The sequence below is a fragment of the Nocardioides marinquilinus genome, assembly GCF_039543705.1.
GTDB lineage: Bacteria > Actinomycetota > Actinomycetes > Propionibacteriales > Nocardioidaceae > Nocardioides > Nocardioides marinquilinus.
This window is the reverse complement of record NZ_BAABKG010000007.1, coordinates 241418-255147: the sequence shown is the minus strand read 5'-3', so window position 1 is coordinate 255147 and position 13730 is coordinate 241418. Positions and strand designations below refer to the sequence as shown.

General features: G+C 76.1%; 14 protein-coding genes. 12 read left to right on the top strand and 2 right to left on the bottom strand.

Going from position 1 to position 13730, the window contains the following annotated elements; genetic code table 11:
- Positions 1 to 17: 17 nt before the first annotated feature.
- On the top strand, positions 18 to 716 hold the full coding sequence (locus ABEA04_RS22330) for a ferritin-like fold-containing protein (RefSeq protein ID WP_345464302.1): 699 nt from the start codon (positions 18 to 20) through the stop codon (positions 714 to 716).
- 173 nt (positions 717 to 889) lie between these two features.
- On the opposite strand, the gene ABEA04_RS22325 is transcribed toward ABEA04_RS22330, so the two are convergent.
- Positions 890 to 1111, bottom strand: coding sequence for a DUF3107 domain-containing protein (locus ABEA04_RS22325; protein WP_345464299.1), 222 nt, complete (start codon positions 1109 to 1111; stop codon positions 890 to 892).
- Positions 1112 to 1184: 73 nt separating this feature from the next.
- Positions 1185 to 1835 (bottom strand): TetR/AcrR family transcriptional regulator, encoded by a 651-nt coding sequence (locus ABEA04_RS22320; RefSeq protein ID WP_345464296.1) that lies wholly within the window; start codon positions 1833 to 1835, stop codon positions 1185 to 1187.
- A gap of 137 nt (positions 1836 to 1972) precedes the next feature.
- On the opposite strand from ABEA04_RS22320, the gene moeZ reads away from it, so the two are divergent.
- The 11 genes from moeZ to ABEA04_RS22265 all read left to right on the top strand — a co-directional run bounded on the left by moeZ (position 1973) and on the right by ABEA04_RS22265 (position 13717).
- Positions 1973 to 3172: an adenylyltransferase/sulfurtransferase MoeZ gene (gene moeZ, locus ABEA04_RS22315; RefSeq protein WP_345464293.1), complete on the top strand. Its 1200-nt coding sequence runs from the start codon at positions 1973 to 1975 to the stop codon at positions 3170 to 3172.
- A 208-nt stretch (positions 3173 to 3380) separates the two neighbouring features.
- Positions 3381 to 4271 (top strand): hypothetical protein, encoded by an 891-nt coding sequence (locus tag ABEA04_RS22310; protein ID WP_345464291.1) that lies wholly within the window; start codon positions 3381 to 3383, stop codon positions 4269 to 4271.
- A gap of 106 nt (positions 4272 to 4377) precedes the next feature.
- The gene (locus ABEA04_RS22305; protein ID WP_345464289.1) at positions 4378 to 5145 is read left to right on the top strand and encodes a DUF4129 domain-containing protein; all 768 of its coding nucleotides are present in this window, start codon (positions 4378 to 4380) and stop codon (positions 5143 to 5145) included.
- Positions 5142 to 5636, top strand: a complete 495-nt coding sequence (locus ABEA04_RS22300; protein WP_345464287.1) for a hypothetical protein — start codon at positions 5142 to 5144, stop codon at positions 5634 to 5636. The genes ABEA04_RS22305 and ABEA04_RS22300 overlap by 4 nt, the downstream gene beginning before the upstream one ends.
- Positions 5636 to 6628, top strand: coding sequence for an AAA family ATPase (locus tag ABEA04_RS22295; protein WP_345464285.1), 993 nt, complete (start codon positions 5636 to 5638; stop codon positions 6626 to 6628). Before ABEA04_RS22300 ends, ABEA04_RS22295 begins: the two co-directional genes overlap by 1 nt.
- A complete protein-coding gene (locus tag ABEA04_RS22290) occupies positions 6625 to 7947 on the top strand; it encodes a DUF58 domain-containing protein (RefSeq protein ID WP_345464282.1) in 1323 nt (440 codons plus the stop codon). Before ABEA04_RS22295 ends, ABEA04_RS22290 begins: the two co-directional genes overlap by 4 nt.
- Positions 7944 to 8495, top strand: coding sequence for a hypothetical protein (locus tag ABEA04_RS22285; RefSeq protein ID WP_345464279.1), 552 nt, complete (start codon positions 7944 to 7946; stop codon positions 8493 to 8495). Before ABEA04_RS22290 ends, ABEA04_RS22285 begins: the two co-directional genes overlap by 4 nt.
- A gap of 2 nt (positions 8496 to 8497) precedes the next feature.
- Positions 8498 to 8833: an MGMT family protein gene (locus ABEA04_RS22280; RefSeq protein WP_425577064.1), complete on the top strand. Its 336-nt coding sequence runs from the start codon at positions 8498 to 8500 to the stop codon at positions 8831 to 8833.
- 953 nt (positions 8834 to 9786) lie between these two features.
- Positions 9787 to 11133: an SWIM zinc finger family protein gene (locus ABEA04_RS22275; RefSeq protein ID WP_345464276.1), complete on the top strand. Its 1347-nt coding sequence runs from the start codon at positions 9787 to 9789 to the stop codon at positions 11131 to 11133.
- A complete protein-coding gene (locus ABEA04_RS22270) occupies positions 11130 to 12620 on the top strand; it encodes a DUF5691 domain-containing protein (protein WP_345464273.1) in 1491 nt (496 codons plus the stop codon). Before ABEA04_RS22275 ends, ABEA04_RS22270 begins: the two co-directional genes overlap by 4 nt.
- Entirely contained in the window at positions 12617 to 13717 is a 1101-nt protein-coding gene (locus ABEA04_RS22265; protein ID WP_345464270.1) for an ATP-binding protein, read from the top strand. The genes ABEA04_RS22270 and ABEA04_RS22265 overlap by 4 nt, the downstream gene beginning before the upstream one ends.
- Positions 13718 to 13730: the final 13 nt, after the last annotated feature.

The window sequence follows — 13730 nt, the reverse complement described above, 5'->3', positions numbered from 1 at the left end:
ATCGGTAGGGTGCGCGCATGGCTGAATCCGTCGAGCCGGACGGCGTGGCGGTCGCCGATCCCGACTACCGCGCCGCCGTCGTCGACCTCCTCGGTGTCATCGCCTACGGCGAGATCTCCGCCTTCGAGCGGCTCGCCGAGGACGCCAAGCTGGCGCCCACGCTGGAGGACAAGGTCGCGCTCGCCACGATGGCCGCCACCGAGCTCGGCAAGGTGGCCGGGCTGCACGAGCGGCTGGCCGCCCTCGGCGCCGACCCGTTCGAGGCGATGGCGCCGTTCCGGGTCGCGGTCGACGACTTCCACCGCCACACGGCGCCGTCCGACTGGCTCGAGGGGCTGGTGAAGGCCTTCGTCGGCGACGGGCTCGCCAACGACTTCTACCGCGAGATCGCGGCCTTCCTCGACCCCGAGACCCGCGACCTCGTGCTGTCGTCGCTGGACGACGGCGACCAGGCCGCCTTCGTGGTCGACCGGGTGCGCGCCGCCATCCGCGAGCAGCCCGTGCAGGGCGGCCGGCTCGCGCTGTGGGGACGCCGCCTCATGGGCGAGGCCCTCACGCAGGGACAGCGCGTCGCCGCCGACCGCGACAGCCTCACCGCCCTGCTCACCGGCACGGTCGACCGCCCCGGCCTCGACCTCGCGGCGCTCGGCCGGATGTTCACCCGGCTCACCGAGCACCACCAGCAGCGCATGGCCGACCTCGGCCTCGACGCCTAGCTCTGCAGGTCGTCGCCGACGGACCCTGAGCCTGTCGAAGGGCGGCTGTGTGGCCGGGTCCTCGTCGACGTCCGGAGGTCTCGGCACGCCGGTTCACGCCCTTCGCAGGCTCAGGGCGTGACGGCTCGCTCGACCACCATCAGCGGCCTCGACCTCGTGCCGCGGTCGTTGCGCTAAGAGCGGAACCCGACGGTGCCGGCGACGCCGCCGCCGACCTCGACGTAGGCGATCTTCGAGGCGGGGACCACGAGCGTGCGGCCCTTCGCGTCGGTGAGGGTGAGCACGCCGCCGGACTCGACGGCCTCGGCCACGTGCTTCTGCACGGTCTCGGCGGGCTCGTCGACGTCGACGGTGAGCTCGCGGGGGGAGTGCTGGACGCCGATCTTGACCTCCACGGTCAGGCTCCTTCTGTCGTTGGGTGGGTCGAGGGGTCCGGCGCGCCCACGCGCCGGCCGGGAAGGGAGGACGTCAGTCGGTGAGCGGGTAGCCGCGGATGCCGCGCCACGCCAGCCCGGAGACGAGGGCGACGGCCTGCTCGCGGTCGAGCGTGCCGGCCTCCTGCAGCCAGTAGCGGGCACTGACCTGGGCCATGCCGACGAGCGAGACGGACAGCAGGCGCGAGGCCTCGTCGGGCAGGCCGGTGTCGTCGTGGATGACGCCGGCGATCATCGCGGCGCACTCGGTGGTGACCCGCTCGACGTGCTGGCGCACGGCCGGCTCGTTGGTCAGGTCGGACTCGAAGACGAGCCGGAAGGCACCGGTCTCGGCGCCGACGTAGTCGTAGAAGGCGCCCATCGCCGCGGCCACGCGCTGCTTGTTGTCGTGGGTCGACTCCAGCGCGACCCGGCAGTTCTCGATGACCGCGTCGCAGGAGGAGTCGAGCAGCGCGAGGTAGAGGTCGAGCTTGCCCGGGAAGTGCTGGTAGAGCACGGGTTTGGAGACCCCGGCCCGCTCGGCGATGTCGTCCATCGCCGCCGCGTGGTAGCCGTGCTCGACGAAGACCCCGAGGGCCGAGTCGAGCAGCTGGGCGCGCCGCTCGCGGCGCGGCAGGCGCCCGCCGCGCGGACGGGCGGCGTCCACCGCGGGGTCACCGCCCACACGCGATGTCGTCGAAGCCACCTCGGAAGCCTACTGGCCGACCGGCAGGGTCCGGATGACGGACCGCGGCGCGCCCGGCGTCCCCGCCCGCCGGGAACAATGGACGCCGGTGCGCGCGTTGCCGCGTGACCGACGTCCGAACCGAGGAGTGAGAACCCGTGAGCCTTCCCGCGCTGGTGGAGCCGGCCGACGAGCTGAGCATCGACGAGGTGCGCCGCTACAGCCGCCACCTGATCATCCCCGACGTCGGGATGACGGGGCAGAAGCGGCTGAAGAACGCGAAGGTGCTCGTCATCGGCGCGGGCGGCCTGGGCAGCCCGGCGCTGCTCTACCTCGCCGCGGCCGGCGTCGGCACGCTCGGCATCGTGGAGTTCGACGAGGTCGACGAGTCGAACCTGCAGCGTCAGATCATCCACGGCCAGTCCGACATCGGTAAGCCGAAGGCGCTCTCGGCGAAGGAGTCGATCGGCGAGGCCAACCCCTACGTGGACGTCGTGGTGCACGACGAGCGGCTCGACAACGACAACGTGCGCGAGATCTTCTCCGGCTACGACCTCATCGTCGACGGAACCGACAACTTCGCCACGCGCTACCTGGTCAACGACGCCGCGTACTTCCTCGGCATCCCCTACGTGTGGGGCTCGATCTACCGCTTCGACGGCCAGGCCAGCGTGTTCTGGCCGCAGTCGGGCGACGACGCCCCCTGCTACCGCTGCCTGTACCCCGAGCCCCCGCCGCCGGGCATGGTCCCCTCGTGCGCCGAGGGCGGCGTGCTGGGCGTGCTGTGCGCCAGCATCGGCTCGATCCAGGTCAACGAGGCGATCAAGGTGCTCACGGGCATCGGCGACCCCGCCGTCGGCAAGCTGGTCATCTACGACGCCCTCGAGCTGGAGTGGCGCAAGCTGAAGGTGCGCAAGGATCCCAACTGCGCGCTGTGCGGCGAGAACCCCACGGTCACCGACCTGATCGACTACGAGAGCTTCTGCGGCGCGATCTCCACCGAGGCCGCGGACGCCGCCGCCGGCTCGACCATCTCGGTCACCCAGCTCGAGCACATGCTCAAGGAGCGCGACGAGGGCACCCGCGACTTCGTGCTGGTCGACGTCCGCGAGCCCAACGAGTACGAGATCAACCGCATCCCCGGCTCGGTGCTGATCCCGAAGGGCGACTTCCTCAACGGCTCGGCGCTGGAGAAGCTGCCCAGCGACAAGCCGATCGTCATGCACTGCAAGTCGGGCGTGCGCTCGGCCGAGACGCTGGCGATCGTCAAGGGCGCCGGCTACGCGGACGCCGTCCACGTCGGCGGCGGCGTGGTCGCCTGGGTCAACCAGATCGACCCCAGCCAGCCGTCGTACTGAGCTCGTCGGCGCGAGCGCGTCTGTTCACGGACCCTGAGCCTGTCGCAGGGCCTCGATCCCGTCACCGGGACCGGGGCCCTTCGGTACGAGCGTCCGGTCATTTGTGACTAGGCGCGTAACCCGAACGGGCTAGTCGAAGTTACCCGTACGTCACATCGCACCCGTGGCCGCAGCCGGCGGCCCGACGTACGGGAGGGAACCCCGACCCATGAGCAAGCTCGCCGTCCGCAGCAAGGTCGCCCTGGCCGCCGCCACCGGAGCCGTCGCCGTCCTCGGCGCCAGCCTGGTCGCCGCGCCGTCCAGCACCGCGCTCGCCGCCCGCAACACCGCGTGGGCGCCGGCCGACTCCGCCGCGATCACCCCGGGCACGCAGATGTACACCGAGGGTGCGCAGTGCACCGGCAACTTCGTCTTCAGCGACTCCTCGGGCGGCGTCTACGTCGGCTACGCGGCCCACTGCGCCGGGCTCGGCGAGGCCACCGACACCAACGGCTGCGAGAACGAGTCGGTGCCGCTCGGCACGAAGGTCACCTTCAACGAGGGCGGCTCGCTGGTCTCGGAGGGCACGCAGGTCGGCACCGGCGAGCTGGTCTACAGCTCGTGGCGCACGATGCGCGCGCTCGGTGAGACCGACGCCAACACCTGCGCCTACAACGACTTCGCGCTGGTGAAGGTGAGCGCCGGCGACGTCGGCAAGGTGAACCCGAGCCTGCCGTTCTGGGGCGGCCCGACCGGCATCGACACCGACGGCACCGCCGCGGGCGACCGCGTGTGGTCCTACGGCAACTCCAGCCTGCGCGGCGGCGTCGCCCTGCTGTCGCCCAAGACCGGCGTGAGCCTCGGCGACGCCGCGGCCGACGGTGGCTGGAGCCACCCGCTCTACACCGTGACCCCCGGCGTCCCCGGAGACTCCGGTTCGGCGTTCCTCAGCGCCGACGGCAAGGCCGTCGGCACCCTGTCGACCCTCGGCCTGGCCCCGCTGCCGCTGTCGAACAACATCGGCGACCTCTCCAAGGAGCTCACCTACGCCCAGGCCCACTCCGGCATCGACGGCCTGCAGCTGGTCGAGGGCACCGAGGACTTCGACCCCGTCCTCTGACCCAGAGGTCCCACGCTCCCGACCGGGCCCCGTCCGCCGCAGCGGACGGGGCCCGGTCGCGTCCGGCGTCCACCCGACGTCGGCGGGCGCGGGTAGTTTGCCGTCCATGCCACCGGACGACGCCGCTCGGCGAGGTGCCGCCCGCAGCGGGCTGGTCGCCGCGGTGGCCGTCGCCGCGGCCACCGCGCTCGTGCTGCTGCTCGCCGTGTGGGCCGCCAGCACCGGCCCCGGCGACCCGCTGCCCGGCGAGGGCGTGCAGCCCGCCCGGGTGACGCCCAGCGAGACCGAGCAGACGTCGGCGCCCGTCGAGGTCGACGAGGGCGGGGAGGAGCCCGACGACGAGGGGAGCCTCAACACCCTGATGTCGATCGTCCTCGGCGTGATCGGCGCCGCGATGCTCGCGAGCGTGCTGTGGTTGCTGCTCGCCGTGCGCCCGCAGCTGCGTCGCGAGCGACGCCGGCGGGCCCGCACGCAGCAGGACCACACGCTCGGTGCCGACGACGCCGACGTCGTCCGGGCCGTCGGCGCGGCCCTGGCCGACGACGCCGAGGAGCAGCTGCGGGCACTCGAGGAGGGCAGCCCGCGCAACGGCATCGTCGCCTGCTGGCACCGCTTCGAGGTGCGGGCCGCGGCCGTCGGGGTGGCCCGCGAGCCGTGGGAGACGTCGTCGGAGTTCACGATGCGGCTGCTCGACCTCGTCGCCGCCGACGACCGCGCCGTCGGCCGTCTCGCGCTGCGCTACCGCGAGGCGCGGTTCTCCGACCACCCCGTCACCGAGGCCGACCGGGGCGAGGCGCGCGACGCGCTGACCGTCGTCCAGGAGGGCCTGCGGGCCCGGCCGTCCGGCCGCGTCGCGGGCGAGCGGACGCCGTGAGCCGGCCCGGCCCCGGGCGGCCGCTGCGGCGCCTGGCCCAGGGCGTCGTGGTGGGCGTCGTGCTCGCCGCGGTCACCGTCGTGGCGACCTCGCTGCTCGGTCTCGAGCCCGACCCCGTCGTGGTGTCCCTGCTCGTGCTGCTCGCCCTCGCCTGCCTCGCGCTGCTGCTCGGCAGCGCCGGGGGACCGCAGCCGACGTGGCGGGCCGCCGCGGTGTCGCCCTCGGTCACCGCCGGCCGCGACGGCGCCACCCAGGCCCACCTGCGGGTGCTGGAGAACCACCGCACCAGCCGGCAGCCCGGCCCCGAGGTGCGTGACCGGCTGGCCGCCCTCGCCGACCGCACGCTCGTGCTGCGCCACCATGTGCGGCTCGACGACCCGCGCGCCCGCGACCTGCTCGGCGACGACGTCCTCGACGCCCTCACCGGGCCCGTCGAGCGTCTCTCGCCCCGCCGCATCGACCACCTGCTCACGACCATCGAGGAGCTGTGATGAACCGACCCGACGCCACCCCGCTGCCGGCCCGCGAGGCCGCCGCCCTGGCCGAGGCGGTGCTCGACGAGGTCGAGCGGGCCGTCGTCGGCAAGCGGCGTCCGCTCGAGCTGGTGCTCACCGCGGTGCTGGCCCAGGGGCACGTGCTCATCGAGGACCTGCCCGGCCTCGGCAAGACGCTGACCGCCCGCTCGTTCGCGCAGGTGCTCGGCCTCGACTTCGCCCGCGCCCAGTTCACGCCCGACCTGCTGCCGGCCGACCTCACCGGCTCGTTCCTCTACGACCGCGCGGCCGGCGACTTCGAGTTCCGCCCCGGCCCGGTCTTCACCGGCCTGCTGCTCGCCGACGAGATCAACCGCACGCCGCCCAAGACGCAGGCGGCGCTGCTCGAGGCGATGCAGGAGCGCCAGGTCACCGTCGAGGGGCGCACCTTCCCGCTGCCCGACCCGTTCTGCGTGCTCGCCACCGCCAACCCGGTCGAGTACGAGGGCACCTACCCGCTGCCCGAGGCCCAGCTCGACCGCTTCCTGCTGCGGGTGGCCTTCGGCTACCCGAGCGCCGACGACGAGTACGACGTCGTCGCCCGGCGGGTCGAGCGGCGCCGCGAGGACGTCGCCCTCGAGCGGCTCACCGACGCCGACGGCCTGCGGGCGCTGCAGGCCACCGTCGAGGCGGTGCGCGTCGACGAGAGCGTCGGTCGCTACTGCGTCGCGCTGGCCGCGGGCACCCGCGGCCACGGCCACGTGCAGACCGGCGCCTCGCCGCGCGGCTCGCTCGGGCTGGCGCTCGCGGCCCGGGCACACGCCACCCTCCGCGCCCGCGACTACGTCGTGCCCGAGGACGTCAAGGCGGTCGCGCGCTCGGTGCTGGCCCACCGCGTCTCGATCCGCCCCGAGCTGTGGATGACCGAGGCCAGCGGCACCACCGTCGTCGACGACGTGCTGCGGCAGGTGCCGACGCCGGCGGCCCTCGAGGCCGGCTTCCGGCGGTGAGCGAGGGCCGTTGGGAGCCCACCGCGGCGCTGCTGCGCGCCGCGCTGGTCGGGCTGGGCGGGCTGGTGCTCGCGGTGGTCGGCGGCGAGCCCGCCGTCCTCGCTCTCACCGCGCCGCTGCTGCTGCTCGCGGTGCCGGCCGTCGTCCGGCCCCGCAGCCGGCCGCGGCCGGCGAGCACCGTCGACCACGGCTCGCTGCGCGAGGGGCAGGCGGTGCGGGTCGGGCTCGACCTCGAGGTGTCGGAGGCACCCGGGGGCCCGGACGGCGCGCGCGAGGTCGAGCAGGTCACCCGCGTCGTCGTCCCGACGGCCTTCCAGCGCGCCCGGCCCGACGGCGGGCAGGTCTCGCGGCTGGTGCGGGACGGGTGGCAGCGCTCGATCGAGGTCGAGGTGAGCCCGCGGCGGTGGGGCACCCCGGTGCTCGGCGAGGAGCAGGTCGCGCTGTTCAGCCGCTGGGGCGGCTGGCGGTGGGGGCCGGTCGCGGTCACGGGGCGCGCCGTGCGGGTGATGCCGGCGGGCGTCTACCGCTCGCGCGCCGAGGCGCCCCGCCCGCGCGGGCTCGTCGGCGCCCACCGCGCGGCCCGTCCGGGGTCGGGCACCGAGCTCGCCGGCATCCGGCCCTTCCAGGCCGGCGACCGGCTCCGGCGCATCGACTGGCGGGTCTCGCTGCGCACCGACGAGCTGCACGTGACCACCACCCGCGCCGAGCAGGACGCCGGGCTGCTGCTCGTCGTCGACCTGTTCGCCGAGCACGGCCTGTCGGGCGGCGTCGACGGCGACGCCAGCAGCCTCGACCTCACCGTGCGTGCCGCGGCCGCGCTGGCCGAGCACGCGGTGCGCACCGGCGACCGCGTGGCGCTGCGTCCCATCGGCGGCCGGGCACGCGCCGTCCCGCCGGGGGCCGGGCAGCGACACCTGCGCCGCGTGCTCGGCACCCTCGCCGACGTGCGCACCGGCTCGTCGTCGGCCGACGACGTCGCCCCGCTCGACCTGCGGGCCGGCGCCGGCACCACGGTCGTCGTCCTCTCGCCCCTGCTGGTCGACGCGGTGGCCACGACCGCGGCGGCGCTGGTGCGGCGGGGCCTGCCCGTGGTGGTCGTCGACACGCTGCCGCCGGGGCTGCGGCCCGACCCGGGACAGTCCGACCCGGTGCTGGTCGACCTGGCCTGGCGCATGCGGCGCCTCGAGCGCGAGCAGGTCGCCACCGCGCTGGCCGCGATCGGCTGCCCCGTGGTCGTCTGGCGCGGCGCCGGCACGGTCGACGAGGTGATGCGGCGCCTCGCACGGCGTGGTCAGCGGCCGGGGGTGGGCGGGGCATGACGGCCGTGGACGCGCTCGCCCGGGTCGACGCCTGGCCGGCCTCGCACCGGGTGCTGCGGCTCGTCGTCCTGGCCGGACCGCTCGTGGCCCTGGCCTGCTCCGTGGTCGCCTCCGAGCCGGCGCGGTGGTGGGTCTGGCCGCTGGTCGCCCTGCTGGCCGTGGGCTGGGCGGCGGCGCCCGGCTCGGGCGTCGGTGGCCTGACCCTCGCCGCGGTGGTGGTGCGGTGGGCGCAGGCGGACGGCGACGCCCTGCACGTCGCGGTCGTGCCCGCCGCCGCGGCGCTGCTGGCCGCGCACGTCGCGGCGCTGCTGTGCGCGACGGCGCCCCCGGGTGCCGCGCTCGACCGCCGGGTGGCGCGGCTGTGGGCGGGGCGGGCGGCCGGCGTCCTGGTGGCGGCCCCGGTGCTGTGGCTCCTGGCCGGGGCGCTGCGCGACGGCGGCCGGCCCGACGCGCTGTGGCCGGCCGCGCTGGCGGTGGTGCTGGTGCTGGTGGCCGGCGCGGCCGTGCTGCTCGCCGCCCCTCGCGACGGCGTGCGGGGGGACTGGTAGCCGTGGTGCGCGCCGACGAGGCCTACGTCGAGACCGTGCTGCGCATCGTGGAGTCGATCCCGCCCGGACGCGTCACCACCTACGGCGCCATCGCCGACCTGGTCGGCAGCGGTCCCCGGCTCGTCGGCAACGTCATGGCCCGCCACGGCGCCGGCGTCCCGTGGTGGCGCGTCGTGCGCGCCGACGGCTCGCTGCCCCCCAGCCACCACGACGAGGCCCGCCCGGCCTACCTCGCCGAAGGCACCCCCCTGCGCCGCTCCGGCCTCGCCGTCGACCTCGTCGCCGCGTTCTGGCCGCCCGAGCCGTCCGAGCCGCCCGAGCCGCCCGCCGCGCTGTAGCTCGGTGTCCGTGCCACTACCTCGGTGTCCTGCCACCGAGGAAGCGCACCGGACACCGAGCTACAGCGGCGGCGTCCCTGTGCACAGGGGTGTGGAGAACCTGTGGAGACGGGGCCGGTGTGGTGGACGACGGGCACCCCGGCTGTGCACACGCGTCGGAACCGCAGGAATGTCGGCGCAAGCCCTTGCGACGTCGCCGGGGGCGGGCGTAGAACTCCTCCCACGCCCTCCCGCACGGGGGAGCGGGACGACTCGCCAGGCGAGGGTCCGCGCGGCAGCAGCACCGGCTCGTCCGGCGCCGCAGCCGCCGCCACCAGGTGACGAGGAGGCGGGGACCAGAGCTGCGGGACGTCGACCGGGAGCGTCACCCGACCGGTCAACCTGAAGGGCCCTCGTGACTCATACTCACGAGGGCCCTTCGTCCATCTCGGTACCCGTCGGCGCCCGAGCGCGATCGCGACCGGTTCACCAGCGAGGAACGAGCCTCGTCGAGACCGCCGGCCCTGCGAGGCCAGCGCCACCACAAGGACCCTGAGCTCGTCGAAGGGCCCTCCGCGCGAACGTTCGCGTCGACCTTCCGAGGTCTCGAGGCTCGGCCGTGGCCGGCCTCGCACCTCGACCACCGTGGGGCCGACCCTGCGAGGCCAGCGCCACCACACGGACCCTGAGCTCGTCGAAGGGCCCTCCGCGCGAACGTTCGCGTCGACCTTCCGAGGTCTCGAGGCTCGACCACCGTGGGGCCGACCCTGCGAGGCCAGCGCCACCGCACGGACCCTGAGCTCGTCGAAGGGCCCTCCGCGCGAACGTTCGCGTCGACGTTCCGAGGTGTCGAGGCTCGACCACCGTGGGGCCGGCCCTGCGAGGCCAGCGCCACCGCACGGACCCTGAGCTCGTCGAAGGGCCGTCGGCGTCGTCCCAGCGGTGTCGGAGGCGTCGGCCATGATGGGCGCACCATGACCAGCGGCCCGACCAGCGGCACCAGCAGCGGCTCGCGGTGGAGCCGCGAGCGCGTCGAGCGCGCGGCCCCCGACACCGCCTCGCTCGCCGCGGCCCGCCGGCTCGCCACGCCCGGTCCGTGGTCGGACGCCGGCGCCACCGACACGCTCGTGTGGGGCCGCTGCCAGGGCTCGGGGCGCACGCCCTACCAGGTCAGCGTCGACCTCACCGGGCCTGCCTACCGGTGCTCGTGCCCGAGCCGCAAGTTCCCCTGCAAGCACGCCGTGGCGCTCCTCCTGCTGTGGTCGTCGGGCCGGCTCGGCACCGACGGCGTCGCCGCTGCCGCGCCCGACGAGGCCCGCCAGTGGGCCGAGCAGCGCGCCGCCCGCGCCGCCGACGCCGCCGGTCGCGAGGCGAGGCCCGCCCGCGCGGTCGACCCCGACGCGCAGGCCAGGCGGCGGGCCGAGCGGCTGCGGCTGATGGACGACGGGGTCGACGACCTCGGCACGTGGTTGACCGACCTCGTGCGCGGGGGCCTGGCCGAGGCGCGCCGACGTCCCTACGCCTGGTGGGACGCCGCGGCCGCCCGGCTCGTCGACGCCCAGCTGCCCGGGCTCGCCGAGCACGTGCGCGACGTCGGCGCCGGGCTGGCCGGCCGTGACGACTGGGCCGACCACCTGCTGCACGAGGTCGGCCGCTGGTGGACCGTCGTCTCGGCCTGGCGCCGCCGCGAGCACCTCGACCCCCGCACCCTCGCCGACCTGCGCGTCGTCGTCGGCTGGTCGGTGCCGAGCGAGGAGGTGCGCCGCGCCGAGGAGGTCGTCGACCGGTGGCAGGTGCTCGGCGCCCACCGCAGCGACGACGGCCGCCTGCAGCAGCAGCGCACCTGGCTGCGCGGCGTCGACGGCGGCGAGACCGTCGTCCTGCTCGACTTCGCCGGCCGCGGGCAGCCGCTCGCCACCGCGCGGCTGGTCGGCTCGGTGCTCACCGGCGCGGTCGCGCGCTACCCCGGCTCGCCGCCACGCCGTGCCCTGCTGGTCGACGAGCCGGTGGTGGCCGACGCCGCCGCGCCGCTGCCCCCCGGCGTCGGCCTCGACGAGGCCCAGTCGCTGCTCGCCCACGCGTGGGCCGAGAACCCGTGGGTGCGTCGGGTGCCGGTGGTGCTCGACCCGGCCGCGGTCTCGGTGGCCGAGGGGCTGGTGCGCGACGACGACGGCGCCACCGTGCCGCTGCTCGACGTCGAGAGACCCTTCGACCTGGCGGCGCTCACCGGTGGCCACCCGGGCCGCGTCTTCGGCGAGCTCGAGGCCGGTGGCTTCCGGCCCCTCACCGTCGAGCCGTCCCCGCCCGGCGACGTCGCATGACCGCGCCGACCGACGGCTGGGCCGAGCTCACCACCGCGGCTCTGGTCGGCACCGCGCGCCGCGGGCTGCCCGACGACCTGCTGGGCCTCGGCGGCCTCGGCGGCCTCGGCGGCCTCGCCGAGCGCGACGCGGGCGCCGAGGTGCGGCTGCTCGACGCCGCCGCCGTCGGCGCCGCGCTGCGCTGGGCGGGCCGGGTGCCCGACCGTCGTCCCGGCCCCCTGCCGCACGCGCCGGCCGACCGCCGTCCGCCGCGCCCGCCGCTGGTCGGCTTCCTGCTCGCCCTCGTGCTCGCCCAGCCGCCCGTCGGACGCCGGCTGCAGCCGGTCGTGCTCGGGGTGTGGGCGCGCGCGGCGGGGCGCGCCGGCGTCCGCGCCCACCACGGCGCCCTGGTCGCGCTGCTCGAGTCCGCCACCGCCGACCGCGAGCTGCGCGACGTCGTCCGGCCGGTGCTCGACGAGCGCGGCACGTGGCTGGCCACGCAGAACCCCGCCTGGCGGTGGGCCGCGCGCGACGCGCCGGCGCCCGCGACGCCCGAGGTCACCGACGCCGACTGGTCCCGCTCGCCGACCGCCCGGCGGGTGGCCACCCTGACCACGGTCCGCGCGGTCGATCCCGCCCGCGGCCGCGACCTGCTCGGGCTCACGTGGTCGGGCGACGCCGCCCCGGCCCGCGCCGACCTGCTCGGCGCCCTCGCCCCCGGGCTCTCCGCCGACGACGAGCCGCTGCTCGAGGCCGCGCTCGACGACCGCTCGGCCCGCGTGCGCGACGTCGCCCGCGGCCTGCTCGACCTGCTGCCCGGCTCCGCCCGCGCCGCCCGGCTCGGGGCGCTGCTCGCCCCGCTCGTCTCGGTCGAGGGCCGCGGCCGTCGCGCCCGCGTCGTCGTCGACCTGCCCGGCCAGCCCGGGCCCGCCGGCGAGCGCGACGGGCTCGGTCGTGGCCCGCGCGGCCGCTCGCAGCGCGGCTGGTGGCTCGAGGTCGCCGTGCGCGGCGCCCCCCTCGAGGTCTGGACGACGGCCACCGGCCTCGACCGCGCCGCCGTCGTCGGCCGCCTCGACGAGCCCGTCGCCTCGACCGCGCTGCGGCTCACCACGCTGCGCCGCCGCGACCCCGACTGGGCCCGCGCGCACCTCGAGCACGCCTGGGACGCCGCGCTGGCCGCGGTGCTGCCGGCCGAGGAGCGCACGACGCTGGCCGCGGCGCGGGTGCGGGCCTGTGCGAGCGCGACCGAGCTCACCGGGCTGCTGGCGCTCGTCGACGGCCCCTGGTCGGAGACGCTCAGCCTCGACGCCGTCACCCGCCTCGCCGCGCTGCCGCCCACCGTCGCCGACCCCGGCGCGCTCACGCTGCTGCTCGCCACCCGGCTGCACCCGGCCGCCCGGCCCGCGCTCGAGCGGCTCGTCGGCCGCGGCGACGCGCTCAGCCGGCCGCTCGCGGGCGTCGTCCAGCACCTCGCGCTCGTCCCCACCATCGAGGAGTCCTTCCAGTGACCGAGCCGACCCCCGACGTCCTCCGCGCCCACGCCGAGGTCGAGTACGCCGCCGAGCTGGCCGCGCTCGACGAGGCCGACGCCGACGCCGGCCGCCCGCGCCCGCCGTCGTGGCGGCTCTCGCCGTGGGCGGTGGCCACCTACCTGCTCGGCGGCCGGCTCGACGACGGCACCGAGATCACGCCGAAGTACCTCGGCTCACGCCGCCTCGTCGAGATCGCCGTCGCCTCGCTGGCCACCGACCGGGCGCTGCTGCTGCTCGGCGTCCCGGGCACCGCCAAGACGTGGGTGGGCGAGCACCTCGCCGCGGCGGTCAGCGGTGCCTCGACGCTGGTGGTGCAGGGCACCGCCGGCACCGTGGAGGAGTCGCTGCGCTACGGCTGGAACTACGCCCGGCTCATCGCCGAGGGGCCCTCGTGGGACGCGCTGGTGCCCAGCCCGGTGATGCGCGCGATGCGCACCGGCAGCCTGGTGCGCGTCGAGGAGCTCACCCGCATCCCCGCCGACGTGCAGGACGCGCTCATCTCGATCCTGTCCGAGAAGACGCTGCCGGTGCCCGAGCTCGACGCCGAGGTGCAGGCCCAGCGCGGCTTCAACGTCATCGCCACCGCCAACAACCGCGACAAGGGCGTCAACGACCTCTCCTCGGCGCTGCGGCGCCGGTTCAACACCGTCGTCCTGCCGCTGCCCGACACCCTCGAGCAGGAGGTCGAGATCGTGCGCACCCGCGTCGCCGCCATCGGCCGCTCGCTCGAGCTGCCCGACGACCTCGAGTCGCTGTCGGAGATCTCCCGCGTCGTCACCGTCTTCCGCGAGCTGCGCTCCGGCGCCACCCTCGACCAGCGCACGACGGTCAAGAGCCCCTCGGCCACCCTGTCGACGGCCGAGGCGATCTCGGTCATGACCAACGGCGCCGCGCTGGCCGCCCACTTCGGCGACGGCGTCATCCGCGCCGACGACGTCGCGGCCGGCATGACCGGCGCCATCGTCAAGGACCCCGTGCAGGACCTCCTCGTCTGGCGCGAGTACCTCGAGACGGTCGTGCGCGACCGCCCGGAGTGGTCCGACCTCTACCGCGCCTGCCGCGAGCTGGCCTGACCCACGCCTGACC

Excerpts from the sequence above, each read along its gene's own strand:
- ABEA04_RS22275 (WP_345464276.1), top strand. The coding sequence starts at position 9,787 with ATGACCAGCGGCCCGACCAGCGGCACCAGCAGCGGCTCGCGGTGGAGC.
- ABEA04_RS22295 (WP_345464285.1), top strand. The coding sequence starts at position 5,636 with ATGAACCGACCCGACGCCACCCCGCTGCCGGCCCGCGAGGCCGCCGCC.
- ABEA04_RS22270 (WP_345464273.1), top strand. The coding sequence starts at position 11,130 with ATGACCGCGCCGACCGACGGCTGGGCCGAGCTCACCACCGCGGCTCTG.
- ABEA04_RS22285 (WP_345464279.1), top strand. The coding sequence starts at position 7,944 with ATGACGGCCGTGGACGCGCTCGCCCGGGTCGACGCCTGGCCGGCCTCG.
- ABEA04_RS22310 (WP_345464291.1), top strand. The coding sequence starts at position 3,381 with ATGAGCAAGCTCGCCGTCCGCAGCAAGGTCGCCCTGGCCGCCGCCACC.
- ABEA04_RS22330 (WP_345464302.1), top strand. The coding sequence starts at position 18 with ATGGCTGAATCCGTCGAGCCGGACGGCGTGGCGGTCGCCGATCCCGAC.
- ABEA04_RS22305 (WP_345464289.1), top strand. The coding sequence starts at position 4,378 with ATGCCACCGGACGACGCCGCTCGGCGAGGTGCCGCCCGCAGCGGGCTG.